The 17,726-nt window shown below is 58.4% G+C and carries 19 protein-coding genes; 6 read left to right on the top strand and 13 right to left on the bottom strand.

Annotation, left to right across the window (positions count from 1 at the left end):
• Window positions 1-6: 6 nt before the first annotated feature.
• Together ACA074_RS12555 and ACA074_RS12550 are read right to left on the bottom strand one after the other, a co-directional pair.
• Window positions 7-372 carry an avidin-fold protein gene (locus tag ACA074_RS12555; protein ID WP_497679146.1) on the bottom strand — a complete coding sequence of 122 codons (366 nt, stop codon included), beginning with the start codon at window positions 370-372 and terminating at the stop codon, window positions 7-9.
• A 113-nt stretch (window positions 373-485) separates the two neighbouring features.
• Window positions 486-1,703, bottom strand: a complete 1,218-nt coding sequence (locus tag ACA074_RS12550) for an MFS transporter (protein WP_497679145.1) — start codon at window positions 1,701-1,703, stop codon at window positions 486-488.
• Between the two features lie 132 nt (window positions 1,704-1,835).
• Here ACA074_RS12550 and ACA074_RS12545 point away from each other — a divergent pair, with 132 nt between their 5' ends.
• From ACA074_RS12545 to ACA074_RS12530, 4 genes are all read left to right on the top strand, one after another.
• A complete protein-coding gene (locus ACA074_RS12545) occupies window positions 1,836-2,495 on the top strand; it encodes a TetR/AcrR family transcriptional regulator (protein ID WP_497679144.1) in 660 nt (219 codons plus the stop codon).
• 496 nt (window positions 2,496-2,991) lie between these two features.
• A complete protein-coding gene (locus tag ACA074_RS12540) occupies window positions 2,992-3,354 on the top strand; it encodes a DUF6124 family protein (RefSeq protein ID WP_497679143.1) in 363 nt (120 codons plus the stop codon).
• A gap of 593 nt (window positions 3,355-3,947) precedes the next feature.
• The gene (locus ACA074_RS12535; protein WP_497679142.1) at window positions 3,948-4,919 is read left to right on the top strand and encodes a helix-turn-helix transcriptional regulator; all 972 of its coding nucleotides are present in this window, start codon (window positions 3,948-3,950) and stop codon (window positions 4,917-4,919) included.
• Between the two features lie 121 nt (window positions 4,920-5,040).
• Window positions 5,041-6,624: an EAL domain-containing protein gene (locus tag ACA074_RS12530; protein ID WP_497679141.1), complete on the top strand. Its 1,584-nt coding sequence runs from the start codon at window positions 5,041-5,043 to the stop codon at window positions 6,622-6,624.
• 11 nt (window positions 6,625-6,635) lie between these two features.
• On the opposite strand, the gene ACA074_RS12525 is transcribed toward ACA074_RS12530, so the two are convergent.
• The 6 genes from ACA074_RS12525 to ACA074_RS12500 all read right to left on the bottom strand — a co-directional run bounded on the left by ACA074_RS12525 (window position 6,636) and on the right by ACA074_RS12500 (window position 11,541).
• The gene (locus tag ACA074_RS12525; RefSeq protein WP_497679140.1) at window positions 6,636-8,555 is read right to left on the bottom strand and encodes a tyrosine-protein phosphatase; all 1,920 of its coding nucleotides are present in this window, start codon (window positions 8,553-8,555) and stop codon (window positions 6,636-6,638) included.
• A gap of 303 nt (window positions 8,556-8,858) precedes the next feature.
• The gene (locus tag ACA074_RS12520) at window positions 8,859-9,155 is read right to left on the bottom strand and encodes a hypothetical protein (RefSeq protein ID WP_497679139.1); all 297 of its coding nucleotides are present in this window, start codon (window positions 9,153-9,155) and stop codon (window positions 8,859-8,861) included.
• 149 nt (window positions 9,156-9,304) lie between these two features.
• On the bottom strand, window positions 9,305-9,616 hold the full coding sequence (locus tag ACA074_RS12515; protein ID WP_497617919.1) for an antibiotic biosynthesis monooxygenase family protein: 312 nt from the start codon (window positions 9,614-9,616) through the stop codon (window positions 9,305-9,307).
• Window positions 9,617-9,671: 55 nt separating this feature from the next.
• The gene (locus tag ACA074_RS12510; protein ID WP_497679138.1) at window positions 9,672-10,634 is read right to left on the bottom strand and encodes a zinc-dependent alcohol dehydrogenase family protein; all 963 of its coding nucleotides are present in this window, start codon (window positions 10,632-10,634) and stop codon (window positions 9,672-9,674) included.
• 63 nt (window positions 10,635-10,697) lie between these two features.
• Window positions 10,698-11,000: an ArsR/SmtB family transcription factor gene (locus ACA074_RS12505; protein WP_187678678.1), complete on the bottom strand. Its 303-nt coding sequence runs from the start codon at window positions 10,998-11,000 to the stop codon at window positions 10,698-10,700.
• 55 nt (window positions 11,001-11,055) lie between these two features.
• Complete coding sequence (locus tag ACA074_RS12500; protein WP_497679137.1) at window positions 11,056-11,541, bottom strand: DUF6130 family protein; 486 nt, start codon at window positions 11,539-11,541, stop codon at window positions 11,056-11,058.
• Window positions 11,542-11,905: 364 nt separating this feature from the next.
• Here ACA074_RS12500 and ACA074_RS12495 point away from each other — a divergent pair, with 364 nt between their 5' ends.
• Window positions 11,906-12,805: a LysR family transcriptional regulator gene (locus ACA074_RS12495; RefSeq protein ID WP_497679136.1), complete on the top strand. Its 900-nt coding sequence runs from the start codon at window positions 11,906-11,908 to the stop codon at window positions 12,803-12,805.
• Between the two features lie 24 nt (window positions 12,806-12,829).
• Here the strand turns inward: ACA074_RS12495 and ACA074_RS12490 are convergent, their stop codons facing one another.
• A complete protein-coding gene (locus tag ACA074_RS12490; protein ID WP_497679135.1) occupies window positions 12,830-13,579 on the bottom strand; it encodes an SDR family NAD(P)-dependent oxidoreductase in 750 nt (249 codons plus the stop codon).
• Between the two features lie 419 nt (window positions 13,580-13,998).
• On the opposite strand from ACA074_RS12490, the gene ACA074_RS12485 reads away from it, so the two are divergent.
• A complete protein-coding gene (locus tag ACA074_RS12485; protein WP_497679134.1) occupies window positions 13,999-14,475 on the top strand; it encodes a thiol-disulfide oxidoreductase DCC family protein in 477 nt (158 codons plus the stop codon).
• On the opposite strand, the gene ACA074_RS12480 is transcribed toward ACA074_RS12485, so the two are convergent.
• The 4 genes from ACA074_RS12480 to ACA074_RS12465 all read right to left on the bottom strand — a co-directional run bounded on the left by ACA074_RS12480 (window position 14,459) and on the right by ACA074_RS12465 (window position 17,714).
• Window positions 14,459-14,950 (bottom strand): DUF2269 family protein, encoded by a 492-nt coding sequence (locus ACA074_RS12480; RefSeq protein ID WP_497679133.1) that lies wholly within the window; start codon window positions 14,948-14,950, stop codon window positions 14,459-14,461. The two genes, ACA074_RS12485 and ACA074_RS12480, sit on opposite strands and share 17 nt — an antisense overlap.
• 2 nt (window positions 14,951-14,952) lie before the next feature.
• Window positions 14,953-16,080, bottom strand: coding sequence for a saccharopine dehydrogenase family protein (locus ACA074_RS12475; RefSeq protein WP_497679132.1), 1,128 nt, complete (start codon window positions 16,078-16,080; stop codon window positions 14,953-14,955).
• Window positions 16,081-16,203: 123 nt separating this feature from the next.
• Window positions 16,204-16,512: a putative quinol monooxygenase gene (locus tag ACA074_RS12470; RefSeq protein WP_497679320.1), complete on the bottom strand. Its 309-nt coding sequence runs from the start codon at window positions 16,510-16,512 to the stop codon at window positions 16,204-16,206.
• 29 nt (window positions 16,513-16,541) lie between these two features.
• Complete coding sequence (locus ACA074_RS12465; protein WP_497679131.1) at window positions 16,542-17,714, bottom strand: L-dopachrome tautomerase-related protein; 1,173 nt, start codon at window positions 17,712-17,714, stop codon at window positions 16,542-16,544.
• Window positions 17,715-17,726: the final 12 nt, after the last annotated feature.

The raw sequence follows: 17,726 nt of genomic DNA, 5'->3' as shown, positions 1-17,726 counted from the left end.
TCAGCGCTACGCTACCAACTCAACGTAACTCGACTCCCCGCCCCCATTCGCCCCAGACAACCAACCCCAAACAAAACTCAACGTAGTCCGCCCTGTGTCATCAACCCCAACCCTGCCACGGGACCAACCCGCCCGAATCTCGCCTTCCAGAGTGATGCACTGATATAGCAGCTCAATGGTATTCGGCCCCGTTACGCGTCCGACCTGATTGCCCACCCGGATATGCCCGCCCTGATAAGTCCCCCAAACCGCCTCATCCTCTACATAGTAGTGAAAGACTGTACGTGCATCGGATAGCCCCTGGGCGTTGTCCGCCACGCAGAACCGGCGATTGTTCAAACGCTCGGTGATTTCAGCGAAGGCAGTTACCATCAGTGTCGCGTCCTTTTAGTCGAGAGGGTGCATTCCAGCCGTCGAGCATACTAACCCACAGTGTGCCGTCGCATCAGGGTAAGGCCTCATCGAATCTGCGACCTCTTCTATAGTCAGTGCCCAACCACCGTTTTCCGTCCAGCGCCACGCGGCCCCGACTTGAAGCCATGCCCCCGCGCCCGCCAGACAATTGCAAAACCCACGGCGACCAGCACCAGCATCGCCCAAGGGAAAGACGCCACGCCCCACCTGTCCAGCAACACCCCACCGACCACGCCACTGCCGGCAATCGCGCTGTTCCACGCCACCACATTCAATGACAACGCGACATCGGCGCCATCGCCAGCCGCATCCGCCAGCGCGGTTTGCAGTAACGTCGCCGCGCCGCCGAAGCTCAACCCCCACACCGCCACGCCGATGTAGATCACCTCCGGCATACGCCCGAAAAAGCCTAGCTCCACGCACACCGCCGCAAACGCTGCGAGACTCACCAGCGTGGTGGTGCGCAGCAGCGGCTCAACCAGCCTGGCCGTCAGCCAGATCCCGGCCAGCGCGGCGATGCCAAACGCCAACAACACCAGATCGACCCGACCCTCCAACCCAGCCGGCGCCACGAACGGTGCTATATAGGTGTAGAGAATGTTGTGCGCGAGCATCCAACTGATCACCACCGCCAGCACCGATCGAACGCCCGGCGTGGTCAGCACGTTGCGCAACGACATGCGTTGATGCGCAGGTTGCGGTGGATAGTCAGGCACTTTCACCAGCACCCACACGATCAGAATCAACGTCAACCCCGACATGATGCCGAACGCGGTGCGCCAGCCCACCAGCCCGCCCAGCCATGTCCCGAGCGGCACGCCCAACGACAGAGCAATCGGCGTGCCGACCATCGCCAGCGCCAACGCTTTGCCCTGTTGATCGGGTTCGACCATGCGCCGGGCATAACCGGCCAACAAGCTCCAGGCCAACCCCGCCGAAACACCAGCGAAGAAGCGCGCCACCAGCGTCACCCCGTAATGAGACGACAGCGCCGTGATCGAATTGAACAGCAAGAATCCGAGGATAGTCAGCAACAGCACATTCCGCCGGCGCCAACCGCGCGTGGCGATAGTCATCGGAATGACCGCCAGCACCGAACCCAACGCATACGCGGTGACCATCTGCCCGGCCATCGACGGCGAAATCGCCAGGCCTTCGCTGATCAGCGGCAACAGCCCCGCGGGTAAGGTTTCGGTGACGATGCAGATGAAACCGGTCATGGCCAGCGCCAGCAAGGCGCCGATGGGCAGGCTTCTCGGCGCAGCCGATAAAGTGTTTGAAGGTGTCACGGGAGATTCCTTAAGTTAGGATTTTTCAGACTTAAATACCGATCGATATAAAATACTGGCGGCAGCGACCGCTCGTTGTCAACAATTTATGTATCGTCTAGTATTTAAGTCATCTCTCCGAGGAATCTCGAAATGGCAAGAACGGGCCGCCCCCGCAATTTTGATCGCGACGACGCCGTCGAACAGGCCATGCAACTGTTCTGGCAGCACGGCTATGACTCGACCTCCCTCGCCCTGCTCAAAGCAGAACTGGGCGGCGGAATCTCCGCGCCAAGCTTTTACGCCGCGTTCGGCTCCAAAGAAGCTTTGTTCGATGAATGCGTGCAGCGTTACCTGGCCACGTTCGCCAAAGTCACTGAATGCCTATGGGACGAAAACCTGCCACCGCGCCAAGCGGTTGAAACTGCATTGCGCCAGTCGGCACGCATGCAGTGTGACGACGGACACCCCAAGGGCTGCATGGTTACGCTTGGCGTGATGAGCGCGCCGAGTCCAGAGAATGCGGGCGTGGTGGAAGCGCTGACTGAGTCACGGGCGCACACGCGTGCGGGGATTGTGGCGTGTGTCGAGCGTGGGGTTGCTGTCGGGGAATTACCCGAGAGTACTGTCGCGACAGCCATGGCGACGGTGTTCGATAGTTTCTTGCAGGGGATTTCCATCCTCGCCCGGGATGACACGCCGCTTGAGGTGATCGACGCGGCGATCACTCAGATCATGCTGACGTGGGATATCGCTGCCACCGCCGCGCAGGCAACGACTGAAAAACACGCCGCAGACATCGCAGAGGCGTAACCCATCAGGTTCTATGACCGAGACCCAACAAAATCCCAAGGCAGCCTGTGGCGAGGGAGCTTGCTCCCGCTGTGCTGCGAACCAGCCCCCCGCTCTCCTCCCCCAAAACACATCGCAAAACCTCACCGTGTTTAACCTGAATCCCAACCCTGTTTAAAGACACCCATCGTTACGTCATCCCAGGCTACAACGCCTTGCGCCGTTACCTACGACTACGCCAGAATCCGCCGGCTTGTGCGCCTTGAGTGCGGGTTCTATCGTGGGCTGGTCACTGAAAAGCAGTGATCGGGTTTGGTAGCCCGTACATGAGGTGCACGGCTTCACCTTTCGCGGCGTTCATTCGTCTCGGCTTTATGGTGGCCATGCACAGGGCACCTTCGGGTGCGCCGGTTTCCTCATGTCCCGGTCTACCAACCTGCGCATGGCCACCACCCACGTTTGGTAGCGAGGTTGGATGGCTCCTTTAAATTAATTGCGGCATGAGGAGTTCTATCTAATGTTCAAACCTACACCCAACCCACCAGAAACCGATCCAGCCTCCCCCTACGAATCAGCCGACTCGAAGAAATTCCACGAAGCCGCCGAACGCGCCCTCGACCACTACCTGAAACCCGCAGCCGCCATCAACGCCACGCCCTACAAAACCAGCACTATGTTCTCCGCAAACCCAAAAACCCCGACTGAGGAATTGCTGGTTAACGCCAGTGAATCGCTGGGCTCGGCTTCGGTCATGCTTGGGAATGTGATTGGACTGGTGGACGGGTCGGCTCGCAAGACACTGCAAGGAATTGCGCAGGTAGTGATGCTGGGGGAATTGGCAGTGAATCGGGCGTTGGATAACGTTGTGCCGGTGGAGTAAGCCGTGATCCTCTGGGGCAGCGACAGGTTGTTGCCCCAGAAGGATCAACTACGGACAAAGCTGCATGATGCGTCCGCTTTCGACCATAAGCAGTCAATCCCGAAGGAAGGCTTTCGACCCAAACCGGCCCTTCGCACTGCGTGCGATCTGTCGATAGAATCCCGTTTTCCAACCAGTACGAATTGATGCCAATGGTCCAACCGACGACAGTAGCCAACATCATTGGCCCTTGGAAAGGAGAGGCTCCGACAACGTTACTACAGCATTGTCGAGATGCCTGGGACACGCCTCTTAAAGAGCTGTCAGATCTCATGGTCGCTACTTTTCTGAACCAACGAATCGCATTTCCTCAAATGTTGGCCGAGGCCAAACGGCGATTGGATTCAGAGCCCCGTGATGACACGGAATACTTCGATGACCAGCTAGCTGAGGCAGTTCACGGTGCTGACAACTGACCGCTAATGGCCGAAAGCAGACCTTACAACAGTAACCCCCTCCCCCGTCACAGACCTGTCACACCCAATTGCTAGCCTCATCGCGCCAAAACGCGTCCCTCTTCTCCGAATGCCTTCCAATCCAAGGAACCGCCTAAAGTGTTCCCAACCCCACCCCGCCAAAAAATCATCCTCCGCTCCGAAAACCTTCACTCCGAAGACTTCGGCGCTCTCTTCTCCAAACTCTTCGGCAACCGCTATTCCGACAGCCCGCCTCTACCCTCCAACATCATCATCGGCGGTGTCTATGGCCGTCACGAAGGCGTCAGTTTTCGTCGCATGCATTACCACGGCGATTTCACCGTGTCCTTCCCAGACCCGCAGGACGAGATAACTTTCGTCATCCCCACTGCCGGCAGGATCATCTTCAACCACGCCACCGAATCCATCGGCATGGCGCACATCGGTTTAGCCATCGACAAGGCTGACATTCGCTCGATGCACTTCCTGGACAATCACGCGCAGCATGGGATGTCGATTAGTCGGGGTCAGCTCACCGAGCGGTTGTCGATGCTGTTGGGTAAGCCGGTTCTGCAGAAGATTGTGTTTGAGCCGGTGGTGGATCTGAACACGGCGGCGTTTCAGGGGATCAAGGCGTTGATCGATTTGGCGACGGGGACGGAGTTTGATGTGTTGATCAACACCGGCACGTTGATGCCGTCGCGGTTGCGGGAGATGTTGATTGATGCGGTGCTGGAAGCCTGGCCGCACAATTTCACTGAGGCCTTGCGCCGCCCTGCTCCGTTGATTGCGCCGCGGCATGTGAAGTTGGCGGTGGAGTTTATTCAGGCGCATCCGGAGCAGTTGGTGAGTGGTGTGGATCTGGCGCGGTTGAGTAATGTCAGTCAGCGCGCATTGCAGGAGGGGTTTCGGCGGTTTGTCGGGACGTCGATTGTGGCGTATCAGCGGCAGGTGCGGTTGGAGCGGGCCTATGAGACGTTGGCGCAGCGGCATTCGGGGTCAGTGACTGAGGTGGCGTTGCGGTTTGGGTTTAGTAACGTCGGGCGGTTTTGTCAGTATTTTCAGAAGGCTTATGGGGTCAGTCCTGCGCAGTTGATCGGTCGGCGTTGAGCGTTGCTCGGAAATATTGATCTGCGACAAGTTTGCTGGCGGGCGGCGGGGGTAAGCTGGTTTTGCTGAAGAAACAGCCGTGCAGCCGCACGTCACGGGCCGTGGGCCAAGGTGGCGTCAAATGAATAAAAAACGCATTGTCTGGGGGAGCATTCTCCTGGGCCTTCCGTGTGTCTTGCTTCCCGTACTTTTGATGGGCTATGTCGCCTGGGTGTTGAACCTGACCGCGACGCAGCAACGTCTGGAATCGCTGGCCGTCGTGGCCTCGAATCGCGCCAACAATACGTTTCATGAAGCGGCCGGCGTGCTGAAGAGCATCGCTGCGTCCGAACTCGCCCCTTGCACCCCGGACAGCATCGATGAAATGCGTCTGCTGACCATCAACACCTTCTCGGTGAAGTCGATCGGCTACGTCGAGGAAGAGGTTTATGTCTGCGGTTCGTGGGGGACGGTGGGCCATCGGGTGACGCCGTGGAAGGAAGATTTCACCACCGCTGATGGTGTGCGTGTGTCGCTTGGCGTTCAGGCGCGAATTGTTCCCGCCAAGCCGATGATGGCGCTGCAATATGCTGCGTTTAACGTGCTGGTCGACCCTGAGCAGTTTTTGCAGGTGATGGTGGAGGATGATGTGCATCTGATGGTCGGCACCGCCGCCGGGCAACTGGTCGGTGTATCACGGCCGGGGGCGGAGCGGTTCATTAGCCGGGTACATTTGGGCTCGGCCACAGCGCTGGAGGATGGCTATCTCTATACGCTGGTGCACAGCGGTGACTGGGTGGCGATTGCCGCCGTGTCGCGCCATGAGTTACTGCAGGGGCTGATCCGCAGGGAGATGCTGTTATTGCCGATGGGTGGGCTGCTCGCCGGCATGCTGGTGTTGATGCTCGTCAGGCGTACCCGGCAGCGCTTGTCGCCACTGGCCGAACTTGAGGTGGCGGTGCGCAATCACGAGTTCATCGTGCACTATCAGCCGATCATCGATTTGCACGATGGCGCCTGCGTCGGGGCCGAAGCGCTGGTGCGCTGGCTGCGTCCGGACGGCAGCCTGGTGCCGCCAGACGCGTTTATTCCATTAGCGGAGCAGAGTGGCTTGATTCTGCCGATCACGGATCAGGTCATCGACCATGTGCTGGAGGACCTGGGGCCGCTACTGGTGCAGCAGCGTGATCTGCATGTGGCGATCAACCTGGCGGCGGCGGATGTCAGCAGCGGGCGTTTTCTGCCCCGGCTGCAGGCGGCGATAAGCAAGGCTGATGTGTGGCCGAGTCAGATATGGCTTGAGGCAACCGAGCGCGGCTTTCTGCAGATTGATGCGGCGCGGCAGACCATTAATCGGGCGCGAGAGTTGGGCTTTGTGGCGGCCATCGACGATTTCGGCACCGGGTTTTCCAGCCTGCAGCATCTGCAGCAGTTGCCATTGGATGTATTGAAGATCGACAAGTCGTTCGTCGACAGCATCGACGTCGATCCGGCGGCGTCTTCGGTGACGGTTCACATCATCGAAATGGCCAAGAGTCTGCGCTTGAAACTGGTGGCTGAGGGCATAGAGACCGAGGCGCAGCGCGAGTATTTGCGTGGTCATGGCGTGCACTTCGGGCAGGGTTGGCTGTTTGCCAGACCGATGCCCGTCGCGCAATTTTATGGGTTCCTGCACAAGCATTCGAATACTCAGGCGCCAGTTGGGCAAGCACTTGAATGCCTGTGAATGGAGTGCTTTCAGAACTGGTAACTGGCCTTCAGGCTACCGGCGAAACCGTGGCTATCCCCGCCTCCGCTGGCACCCACTTCAGCGCCCACGCTCACCGGGCCAAGGCTGGCCATCAGGTTGACGCCGCCGCTGAACTGATCGCGGTTGTCGAAAGCGGCGCGTTGTTCGACATCCAGCCCCAGTAAGTGACCTTCACTGTCGACCTGATGATTGCCGAGAACATGCTCGTAACCCACGCGCGCACCGGGCACCAGTTGCCAGTTACCCATGGCAATCGGGGTGAAGGACATGTCGAGATTGGCCACGGCGCTGCGGCGGGTTTGTTTGCTGTCGTCGACGTCCAACGACAGTTCGCTGCCCTTCTCTTTGAAGCCTTTCAGATCGAGGTGACTGACACGCACGCCGAGACTCGGCTCCAGAATCACGCCACTTACAGGTACGCGGTAACCCAGCGCCAATGTCGCGCCGGTGAGGTTGCCGTGAGTGTCGCCCTTCGCTGTGCCGAGGCCGCTACCGAGGTCGCGTTTGCTGTCGTAATCGACGTAACCGGCGCTGGCGTTGGCATCGACGAACAGGCCGCGTTCCAGACTGGTGAAACCGTAGCGGGCGCCAATGTTGAAGAAGGTGAAGTCGGTATCGGCCTCGCCACCCGCGCCACCGACAGTGCCTTTGCTGTAGCCGAAGCCGCCGCGTGCGCTGAGTTGTTCGGTGAAGCGTTGGGTGATGCCGACCATGAGGCCCTGGCTGTGTTCGTTGCTGCTGTCGGCATGGGCTGAGCCGTCGGTGCCGAGGTAGCCGGCGAGCGCGGTGGTCCACAAACGGTATTGGCCCACTTTGAGGTCGGTGCCGCTGGCGAAAGGTGCGGCGGCTTGTTCAATCAGTGCGTTCTGGCGGAGCAGGTAGCTGGCGGCGTCAGCGTGAACTTGGCCGCCTACCGTGGATTCGACGCCGCCGAGGGTGCCGGCGTCGATGGCCGATTGCAGGTAATAGTTGTAAGCGCTGTAGGTGCCGGACAGGTTGGTGTTCTGCAACTGGCGCAAAAACTCGGCGCCGGCAGCCGCGTTGCCGATCAGGCCAGCCTGACCGGGCAGGCTGTTGTACTCGACCAGTTTGCCGCGCAGGACGTAGATGGTTTCCTGCGACAGACCCAGGCCTTGTTTGAGGTAGTTGTCCATGCTGCCGTATTCGGCGGTGACTTCATCGAGGCCGGCCTGCAAGTAGCTGGCCTGCACGCCGAGCAGTGGCGCGTAGATGCTCGCCATACTTGCCGGCATTGCTTTCAACGTGGCAGCGACGCGGGCGGCGGTGTAGTCGTTGGTCGCCAGGTAGTTGGCCATGATGGTTGCGTCGTCGACGCCGGCGATGCTCTGCAACACGGCGGCGGTCCAGCCGGTGCGATCCTTGCCGGCGGTGCAGTGGAACAACTGGGCGGCGTCGACGCTGGCGAGTTCGTTGAACAGTTTGCCGAACTGGCGGCGCATGCCCGCATCGCTGACGAACGCGCGGTTGGTCTGTTCCATCATGGCGATGGCGTCGGCGGCGCTTGTGAACGAGACGTTGGTGATGTTCGAGCCGGAAGTGGTGCTGCCAATGATGTCTATGTTTTCGTAGGTCGCGCCGCTAAGCATCGTGTCCGGCGTAGCGGCGATTTCGCTTGGCGTGCGCAGGTCGTAAATGGCGTTGATACCGAGACTGTTGAGCGTCGTCAGATCCGCCGCCGACGGGGTCAGCGCGTTGGAGCGGTAGAACACGCCACTACGCATCGTCCCATCGTGGGCGGTGGAATACGCGGTGTTGAGGCCGGCGATGTCACGGAAGTTGTCGATGCTGCTCAGACGCGGCGTATCGAGCGCAACGGACTCGGCAGCGTGGGCAGCGGCGATGGACAGGCTCAGAACGGACAGCGAACACAGAAGACGTTGGAACACAGTGCAGCCTCATGGAATAAGCGTTGGGCTGGTGACTATGTGCAATGAAGTGATACGGAATATGACAGATTGAGTTCGAGTGAAAATGGCTGCGCGATTGGGCCGTGGGGTGCGTAATCTGTCCATTAACGGCGACTTCAGCGATTTCCCGCCGGCGCTGATGTTTGCCGATGAACTTGATCCGCTACGAGACGATACCCTGATAAAGCGCAGTGGCCGTCAGCAGCGCCGCAACCAAGTGGCAAAAAAAAGCCCGGCGGTTGAGGCCGGGCTTTCATCGAGTATTGCGGTCAAACCTTGCATTCAGACTGCACGGCGTTCGAGCAGACGGTCAGAACCACCTTCGGCTACCCGATTGCCTGTGAGGCGATCCGAACCATCGGCGGCAACGGCGTCGCTGAACAGCGGATCGGTTTCAGTAGCAGCAACGGCATCGCTGAACAATGGATCGGTTTCAGTTGCCGCAACGGCGTCACTGAACAGTGGATCGGTTTCAGTTGCGGCAACGGCGTCGCTGAACAATGGGTCGGTTTCAGTCGCGGCAAAAGCGTTCAGTGCAAAGATCGAGAAAGCGATGCCGAGGATAATTTGACGTTTCATGGCGGTGTGCTCCAGAAGTGCAGTGAGTGGGTATGGGGCCGATCTTACGCCGCAAATCTGATATGAAAACCTGATTGAGTTAATGGCTGTTATTGACACAGTCAATGATACCGCCGATCAAACACATTCAGGTCAGGACGCTGTTCGACTCATCCTTGTTCGCCGGTAGAAAAAGCCGGCCCCTCTATGTGATAGACCGTGGGCTCCTGCGAAAAATATTCCTCCAGGCCCAGCATGAATATCCGATGGTCTTCGCTCGCTTCAAAGCCCGGGGTGTGATCTTCCAGTGTTTGCCACTGCACGATCAGGTTGAATTGATGGGGGGTTTCGATCCCCTGAGCGAGCGTGTGACCGATATACCCCTTTGCGCGGCTGAGCAAAGGAGCCACCTCGGCAAATGCATGTCTGAATTTTTCAATGTGTTGCTGGTGAACCGGGAGCAAAGCGATTTCATAAATCATGGCGTTTCTCCAAATCGAGTTTCAATAGTCAACAATGCGCACTGATCAGGTGAGTCTACGGCGCGACGGCAATTGCGATTTTTCCCTGAAGACCGTTGTTGCGACTCTCCAGCCGCGCATGAGCAAGTGGAATGTCGGCAAGCGAATACACAGCACCCACATGCGGCCGTAGCTGACCGCGCTCCACCAATGCGCTCAACTCATCCAGCTTGCCGCGATTTTGTCGGGTGAATACGAAGTGATAACTGGCGTTCTTGCCCCAGGCCTGAACGAGGTTTTGTGGCTGGGCAATGTCCACAATCGAGACCACCCGGCCAAGTTGCGCGAGTACATCGGGGCTGCGCGACAATGTGTTGCCACCAATGGTGTCGAACACCACATCGACGCCGTGGCCAGCCGTTTCCCGCAGGATGACCTCGACGTAGTCTTCCTTTTCGTAGTCGATCATCACGTCGGCACCCAAACCCCGTGCGAACTCGAAGTTTGCCTCGCGTACGGTAGTGAACACCTTGGCGCCCATGGCTTTTGCCAGCTGTATCGCGACATGACCGACGCCGCCCGCACCGCCGTGAACCAGGATGCTTTCCCCCACTCTGAGCGCCGCTCGTCCGACCAGCGCTTCCCACGCCGTCCCGCCAACCAGCGTCAAACTTGCCGCTTCAAGATGGCTGAGCGAAGGCGGCTTCTTGCCAATGATGCTTTCGGCCGCCACGTGGTATTCGGCATAACTGCCTGAGCCTTCAAATATTTGCGGGGTGTACCAGACTTCGTCTCCCGGAGCGAACGCTGTCACCCCCGGCCCGACAGCTTCGACAACCCCAGACACGTCGTGCCCGGTGATGGCCGGCAGCGGCACCAGATCGGGATAATCGCCACGTCCAACCTGGAAATCCAACGGATTGATGGAGGTTGCGTGTACCCGAACCAAGACCTGTCCTGCCTGCGGCACTGGTTTGGGCACGTCGCAAAGTTCGAACGATTCCGGACCGCCAAATGATTTCAGTATCAGCGCTTTCACTGTAAATCCTCATTTCGACAAAAAGGGATATCGAGATTTCTCGATATATTGGGGCAAAAAAAACTAAAGATCTTTCCCTATGATCTCGGCAAGCACACGGAGGGTGGCTTCATTGCGTTTGTAGTAAGTCCACTGACCAATGCGCGTGACTTCGACCAGGCCTACTCGTTGCAGCGTTGCAAGATAAGACGACACCGTCGACTGCGAAAGCCCGACGCCTTCTTGAATACTGCTGACGCAAACGCCCACCGTGTGAACGTCCCCTTCATCCTGTGGAGGGAAGTTCTTCTCGGGGTCTTTCAAACCGGTCAGGATTTCAAGACGTGTACGGTTTGAGAGTGCTTTGAATATTTCGAGTAAGTCCATGCCGCGAGGATATCGACATTTTTCGATATGTCAATGCGAAAAACATCCTCACCCGTTATGGTTTCAAGGCGTGATCGTCTGCAGTGTGGGAGACGGCCATTGATTTCTTCTCCGGAACCACAAAACTCACTGTCGTGCTGGTGAGTATTTTGTGAGTCGGATCGGCTACTTCCAGAAGAACCTTGTGAGCGCCGGGCGTCAGTCCCACCAGAATAATCGGGCCTTCGCTGGTATGTGCCCATGTGCCCTTCCAGTCGTCGACGGTCACATGGAGGTGCCCGAGACGCGGTGATACATCGGCAGCCGCTTTGCCAAATACCGGCATGATCCTGGCGTGATCCGCTTGATATTGAATAATGACAACACCACGGGCGAGTGGCTCGGCAAGCGGCGCGTAGGCGATGAGTTTCGGCGCAGTTTCAGAGTCCAATGGCAGTATTGCCGGTGGAGAATCGGCGTTTGCTATCCCTACTCCGCACACGGAGGTGCAAAAGAAGGCGCTCAACGTCAGGGCCAATAGGTTTCCGGAGGCGAGGGGCATGGGTTTTCTCCCGCGTTATTTCATTCAAGCCTAGTTCAAACCAATGGTTGCTGTTGCCCCTCGTGGCCGAGAGCGATGCCGAGGCGCGCATGCGGCGATGCCAGTCTGGGTCAGCGCTAAGCTATCCTTCATGCAGAGATGCCGAGCCGAGCAGCCATGGCGCTTCAGCTTGTATCTGCTGCGCGACATCGCCGTATTCGCTGCATCCGGCGGCGCTGGACTGGCCTTCTCGTGGGGGGCTCTGCGGGGACGGCGGTCGTTCAAGCGCTTGCGCGCAAAGTTCTAGCGCCTCTTTTAAAAAGCACTCACTCTTGATCGGTCGAATATTCAAGCGACTGAACTCAACCACTGGGCATCACCAAACATGAACCAACTGTTAGCCATTCGTGTGTTTGCCCGGGTCGTCGAAGCCGGATCATTTGTAAAGGCTGCGGACTCTTTGGAGATGCCTAAAGCGACCGTAAGCAAGTTGATTCAAGACCTCGAAAGTTTTTTGCGGGTGCGCCTGCTCCAACGCACCACGCGCAGTGTGACCGTCACCGTCGAAGGGGCCAAATATTACGAACAGACCGCTCGAATCATTCGCGATCTTGAAGAGATCGATTCCTGCCTTCAAAGCACGCGACTCAATCCTGGCGGCACCCTTCATGTCGATGTAGGTGGTTCCGTGGCCACTTCGTTGATCATTCCGGCCTTGCCGACGTTTTTTGCGCGGTTTCCCGATATCAAGATCGATCTTGGCGTGAGCGACCGGCATGTCGACTTGATCAGTGAAAACGTCGACTGTGTGATTCGCGGTGGCGCCCTCCGGGAGCAGTCATTGGCGGCAAGGTTCCTGGGCGAGGCTTCTTGGACCACCTGTGCCTCACCGACCTACTTGCAGCGATTGGGTAAGCCTGCTCACCCGTCGGAGCTGGAAAAGGAGCATCGCCTTGTCAGTTATCAATCGGCGCGCACCCGTCGAGCGGTCCCGGCAGTGTTTCAGCGCGGCGAAGAGAACATCGAGGTGATCGGCAACAGTGCGTTGAGTGTCAATGAAAGCAACGCGCACATTGCTGCTGGACTGGCGGGGCTGGGTGTGATCCATACGTTCAGTTATTCCGTGCAGTCTTACATAGAGACCGGCGCATTGGTGGCCATCCTGCAAGACTGGCGTCCAGCCCCCTACCCCTTTCATGTCGCCTATCCGCCGAACCGCAACCTCAGCCACCGGGTCCGTGTGTTCATCGACTGGCTGGTGGAGCACTTTTCCACGTTGCAGTGATCGCTCCACACAGGCCATGCGCAATCAGATTTGTGCAGCACCACCGTCGACGAACAATTCGATACCGTTGATGAAGCTGCTGTCATCGGAAGCCAGGAACAACACGGCCTTGGCGACTTCTTTCGGATCACCCAGACGCCCCATCGGCACCAGGCTGGCCAGATGCGCGTGCAGACCGTCAACCTGTTCTGCCGGTACCAGGCCTGCCAGACCGGGCGTGGCGACCGGGCCAGGGCTGATGGCATTCACACGAATGTTGCGCGGTTTCAGATCCAGCAGCCAAGAGCGGGCGAAGTTGCGCACAGCGGCTTTACTCGCGCTGTAGACGCTGAAGTTTTCGGTGCCTTGGCTGGCAGTGGTCGACGCCGTCAGGATCACCGAGCCACCGTCTTTGAGCAGCGGCAACGCCTTCTGTACGGTAAAGAGCAGGCCTTTGACGTTAACGCTGAAGATGCGGTCGAAATGCTCTTCGGTGATCGAGCCGAGGGGCAACATGTCGCCACCACCGGCATTGGCAAAGACGATATCGAGGTGGCCGGCCTGCGCCGCAATGACCGAGAAAACGTTATCCAGATCAGCCAGATTGGCCATATCGCCCTTGATACCGAATGCCTTGTCGCCAATCAGGGCGACCGCTGCATCCAGCTCGGCCTGACGGCGACCGGTGATGAAAACCGTTGCGCCCTGTGCTGCAAACTCCTGCGCGGAGGCCAGTCCGATACCTGTGGTGCCGCCGGTAACCAGTGCAACTTTACCTGCCAGTTTATTGCTCATCTGTAATGCTCCGAGTGACTGCGTAGTGGGGTTTCAGTTCGGTATTTCGAACCGGTGAATCCACTCTATGCCTACCGATTGCACAGAAAAACCGGGTAAATCCGATTTGTCTATCCATCCAGTTGGATAATTAAAATCGGTGTATCCATCAGATAACGGCTCGAATCTTCATTCGGAAAAACAAAAAACGCACCCGAAGGTGCGCCTTGATGCGATCCAACAGGATCAAGCGGTGAAACCACCGTCGGCGACGATGTCGGCGCCCGTGAAACAGCGACAACTTGCCCGGCAGTTTTCAGGCAGTAACGGCTGACGTTTCTGCGCACCTTCTTCCATCGATCAACAATCGTCCAAAAGCAGACGTCAAACCTGTCACGCGGTTATGATCCCGAACACCCGGCCTCCATGGACTCACGCTGATGCAAAGTTCACAAACCCGCCCTACCTCCGCGCCACTGCTCAAGCCAGGCGAAACAGTGGTGCTGTTCGACGGCGTGTGCAAGCTGTGCAATGGCTGGGCACGGTTTCTGATTCGGCATGATCATCAGCGGCGTGTGCGCTTGGCGGCAGTTCAGTCACCCGAAGGCCAGGCACTGCTGGCGTGGGCGGGTTTGCCGGTGGATCAGTTCGACACCATGGCAGTCATTCGCGATCGGCAATATTGGGAACGTTCCGATGCCTTTTTCGAAGTCATCGGCCAGTTATCCGCCCGTTGGCAACCCTTGCGATTGCTGCGTGTCGTCCCGCGCAGGTTGCGCGATTGGGCTTATGACCGCATTGCGCTGAATCGTTATCGGCTGTTCGGCAAGTACGATACGTGCCTGCTGCCGAATCCTGACCACGAACAACGCTTTTTGAAAATAACGATGCCGTTCGTGGCTAATTCAGAAAACTGACCAATTGAACCGGCGTCATCTTCGTCACCATCATCAGCACTATCACAAACATCCCGGCAAAACCGGCGACGCCCATCCAGAACCACTTTCTGTACACGGCTCGATAATCTTCATTGAGCCCCGTCCCGGCCTCCCCCGCACTCGTTGCCATCACACACAGGCGTTTCTGCAAGACCAACACCGGCAGCCAAAGCGACCCGACACAAAGGAAAATGACCAGCGAGGTCAGCACCCACTCAGTAGTCATGGGCAGGCCCGAGAGCCTCATCAGCAGATAGCCCGTGATGATCTGTACAAAGCCTGCCGGTGTGGTGATCCAGGCATCGAAACGCACGACCATGCGCGCGACGTGGGCGATCACCTGCGGATTGGCCGTGCGGCTCGCGGCGACCAGATAGAGGTAGGAACCCATGCCGAAGCCGAACAGGAAAATCGCCGCGATGATGTGCAGGTACTTGAGGCCCAGATAGAGCATGTTCAGTGCTGCCCGTCAGAGAAATGCACGGACAAACTCAGGTTGTCCGGATCATTGATCGCGGCCAGGTATTCGTCGACGCTGACCTCACCCACGCAAGGTCGGGCCCCGGGTTGCGGCACGTAGCCTTGGGCCATTTTTGCCGCCAGCGCCACAGCCGCGCAGCTTGGGATTTCCGGGCCTTTGTCATTGAGTGCGGTCAGTTGCGCAGTCATGGATAGCGGTTGTCCTTCAGCGCCAATGCCCTGAACGTCGATGTACATTGCACTTTTGCCATCGCCGAAACGTTCGAACCGGGTGCCCAGCCGATGCAGTCTTGCGGCCCAAACGGTATGGTCGCGAACCAGTCCGATCTTCAGCGCCTGCGCCAACAGAGCGTTGGCGATACCGCCCAGCTTCAACCCGGCGCCAGCCTTGAACCTCAGGGTTTGCGCGCCATAGCGGCCGGCAAAAATATCCATGTCCGGCACATCGACGTTGGCCAACAAACGGGTGCCCAGTTGCGGCATCTTGCGCAGGGTCAGATCCTGCCAACCCGATACCTCATGCACCTTACCGTCCTTCAGTTGTTTGATCGGTTTGCCTGCGTAGGCCAGAACACCTTCAATCGTCGACAGCCCCGGCATCTTTGCCGAAGAAGAAATGCCGTGTTCGATCGAGTCGATCCGTGCGAAGCGATGGCGTTGCTGATCGATGATTGCCGATGAAAGTGTCGGCACCGAACTGCAACCACTGAGGATCGCCACGCCCGCCGCTTTCGCACTGGCATCGAGAATGCCCACGGCATTGACGAAGGTTCGGCAGTCCGCCAGATCGCAATAATTCACCCCGGCAGCGATGCAGCTTTCGGCGACCGCATAGGATTGGCCCTGAAACGGCCCGCCGGTATGAACCACCAACTGGATGTTCAATGAACGCAAAACCGAGCTGAACTCCGCGCCCATGGCATCACCGCACCAGCCTTCGGCGACCGTGCCGGACTGGCGGTTCAACTCATCGAGCTTGCGCTGCAACTTTTGCGCATCACGCCCCGAGAGCAAAAGTTCCACACCCGGCATAACCGCCAAATGCCTGCAAACGATGCTACCGAAATTGCCGTAGCCACCGACCACCATCACCCTGAACGGCATTTAACGCTTCCCTAAATGACAGGCTGTTCTCAGCCAATTCCGACACGGACCTACCGGCGTGAAGAATATAGAGCCGAGCGTCAGCTAGCCACTCAACAAATCCAAGGCGCCTGTGCGGTCACGTCAGATCGAGACTTGCTCAAGAAAGATCAACTGCAACGGCTCAGCGAGCAGATCATTCGCCGCTGCAGCAAAGCGCTGGAAGTATGGCGTGGCGAAATGCGCGTCCAGCGCCGCTTGATCCTTGAATGCCTCACGCATGTAGAACGTGCCGCGCTCGTCACGCAGTTCAAACAACACATAGTCGAGATTGCCTGGCTCTGCCCGGGTGGGCTCAACCAGTGCCAACAACCCGTCTTTCAATGCCTGCTCCTGACCCGTTCTGGCCTTGAGCACGGCAATCGAAACCAACACTTCAGCGGATGTAGTCATCATCAATTCTCCAAAATCCCAAACAGGTATTAACGGGTAGGTGCTGGCGCCGCATCGATTTTCAGGCGTAGCAGGCTGTAGGGTTTTTGCCGCTGATCCTGACCACCGCGAAACGCCGCTTGGCGGTGTAACTGGTTGGCGATGAAATACAGATAACCGTCGGGACCGATCGATAAGGTGTCGGGCCAGAGCAGGCGCGGGTCGTGCACCAATGTCTGCCATTGGCCATCCGGCAGGCGCTTGCGGATCGCGTTGTGCTCGTAGTCCCCGGCATAGACAGCGCCCTCGGCATCCGCCTCCATGCCATCGGACGCGCCCTTCTCTCCCAGATCCTGCACTGCGGCGGCCAGTTGCTGTTCGCTTACGCGGGTATCACGCAGCAGCGCTGTGGATACGGCATACAAATGCCGGCTCGACAGTGGCGTGAAATACAGCGTCTTGCCGTCCGCCGACAGCGCGATCCCGTCGGATGCCACGCCCAGCGGTTTGCGTTTGCCGTCAGGTCCTTCGACCGTCACTGCCAAGCCTTCAACCACCGGTACAAAAGCCGGATCAACCGAGGTTGCCGGGACACCGCTCAAACGGCGCACGGCGCGGCCAGTGGCAATGTCCATGACGATGATCGCCCCGGGGCCGCGCAAGGATGAGTCAGTGAGGTAGACCGTGCCTTCGGCGCCGGTGCGAAAGTCGAAACGCATGTCGTTGACGTAGGTACTGGGCAACATGACGTTCTCTGGAAACACCAGGCGCTTGACGACTTTGTTGCTGGCAAGGTCTACCGCCACCAGCTTCGCGCCACGCGGCTTCGGCTCAGCGAAGCCCGGGGCGGCCGTGTCGAGAAGCCAGACGCGGCCCTGCCCGTCAGCAACTACACTCTGTACGCTGATCAGACCATCGCTCGGATCGTTGGGGTTTTCCCGGTTGATCGAGGCGTTCGGATAAGCCACTACCTGGCCGTTGCGGATCTCGCCCACGGTGAACGGTACGTTGTCACCCCAACGCGGAAAGTTGACGAAGATCCGCCCGGTCTCACTGACCGTTACGCCGGTTGGCATCGCGTCGTAAAACCCATGGACCTGTTCCAGTTTGCCGAAGGATCGATCAGCGGGTGCATCCGCCGCTAAAGGAATGGCGCTGATCGCATGAGCGAACGGCGTCGACAACACAGCGGCCGAGACCATGGCCAACATTTTCATACGCATAACGTGCTCCTG

This window comes from Pseudomonas sp. LBUM1655, from assembly GCF_059716085.1.
The sequence above is the reverse complement of the archived record's forward strand: the minus strand, read 5'-3'. Positions and strand labels throughout refer to the sequence as shown.

Bases quoted from the DNA above. Each gene is read 5' to 3' on its own strand.
- ACA074_RS12555 (WP_497679146.1), bottom strand. From the start codon at position 372: ATGGTAACTGCCTTCGCTGAAATCACCGAGCGTTTGAACAATCGCCGG.
- ACA074_RS12545 (WP_497679144.1), top strand. From the start codon at position 1,836: ATGGCAAGAACGGGCCGCCCCCGCAATTTTGATCGCGACGACGCCGTC.
- ACA074_RS12540 (WP_497679143.1), top strand. From the start codon at position 2,992: ATGTTCAAACCTACACCCAACCCACCAGAAACCGATCCAGCCTCCCCC.
- ACA074_RS12530 (WP_497679141.1), top strand. From the start codon at position 5,041: ATGAATAAAAAACGCATTGTCTGGGGGAGCATTCTCCTGGGCCTTCCG.
- ACA074_RS12520 (WP_497679139.1), bottom strand. From the start codon at position 9,155: ATGAAACGTCAAATTATCCTCGGCATCGCTTTCTCGATCTTTGCACTG.
- ACA074_RS12515 (WP_497617919.1), bottom strand. From the start codon at position 9,616: ATGATTTATGAAATCGCTTTGCTCCCGGTTCACCAGCAACACATTGAA.
- ACA074_RS12505 (WP_187678678.1), bottom strand. From the start codon at position 11,000: ATGGACTTACTCGAAATATTCAAAGCACTCTCAAACCGTACACGTCTT.
- ACA074_RS12500 (WP_497679137.1), bottom strand. From the start codon at position 11,541: ATGCCCCTCGCCTCCGGAAACCTATTGGCCCTGACGTTGAGCGCCTTC.
- ACA074_RS12495 (WP_497679136.1), top strand. From the start codon at position 11,906: ATGAACCAACTGTTAGCCATTCGTGTGTTTGCCCGGGTCGTCGAAGCC.
- ACA074_RS12490 (WP_497679135.1), bottom strand. From the start codon at position 13,579: ATGAGCAATAAACTGGCAGGTAAAGTTGCACTGGTTACCGGCGGCACC.
- ACA074_RS12485 (WP_497679134.1), top strand. From the start codon at position 13,999: ATGCAAAGTTCACAAACCCGCCCTACCTCCGCGCCACTGCTCAAGCCA.
- ACA074_RS12480 (WP_497679133.1), bottom strand. From the start codon at position 14,950: ATGCTCTATCTGGGCCTCAAGTACCTGCACATCATCGCGGCGATTTTC.
- ACA074_RS12475 (WP_497679132.1), bottom strand. From the start codon at position 16,080: ATGCCGTTCAGGGTGATGGTGGTCGGTGGCTACGGCAATTTCGGTAGC.
- ACA074_RS12470 (WP_497679320.1), bottom strand. From the start codon at position 16,512: ATGACTACATCCGCTGAAGTGTTGGTTTCGATTGCCGTGCTCAAGGCC.
- ACA074_RS12465 (WP_497679131.1), bottom strand. From the start codon at position 17,714: ATGCGTATGAAAATGTTGGCCATGGTCTCGGCCGCTGTGTTGTCGACG.